Genomic DNA, 546 nt, shown 5'->3' on the forward strand with positions numbered 1-546 from the left:
CGCTGGCAGCCGTCGCGCGCAGCTGGCGTTGCGCAGGGATGCGGCCGGCGCCGGGCCAGGCCGGCGCTAGGGTGGCTTGGTCCAGCCAGCTCAGACGCTGATCGTCCAGCGCCAGCAGCGATAGCGAGCAGCCAGGCATTTCCAGCGCGGTCATGAAGTTGCCGCTCCACGCGCGCTCCACCAGGAGGCCGCGCAGACGCAGATGAGCCAGCGCCGCGCGGGCGACGATGGCGAGCTCCATCGGCGGCGTGCCGCCCAGGCCGTTGACCAGCAGCGCCACCCGCTGTCCCGGGAGCCAGCCACGGTCTTGCAGGATGGCGTCCAGCAAGGTCGCGCACAAATCGGCGGCCGATGGCGTCGCCACGCGCCGCACGCCGGCCTCGCCGTGTATGCCCAGGCCCAGTTCCGCCTCTCCGCTGTCCAGTTGAAAGCCGGGGCGGCCGGTGGCCGGCACGGTGCAGGCGCCCAGGCCCACGCCCATGGTGGCCACCTGTTCCGCCGCCTGCCGCGCGGCGGCGGCGACCTCGGCCAGATCGGCGCCGGAGG

General features: G+C 74.4%; 1 protein-coding gene. It reads right to left on the reverse strand.

What is annotated here, in order from left to right; translation table 11 throughout:
• The coding region (locus LQT98_RS23795; RefSeq protein ID WP_231465728.1) for a dihydroxyacetone kinase subunit DhaK at nt 1-546 on the reverse strand (546 nt) is incomplete at both ends.

Source organism: Chromobacterium aquaticum (assembly GCF_021129195.1).
GTDB classification, from domain to species: Bacteria; Pseudomonadota; Gammaproteobacteria; order Burkholderiales; family Chromobacteriaceae; genus Chromobacterium; species Chromobacterium aquaticum.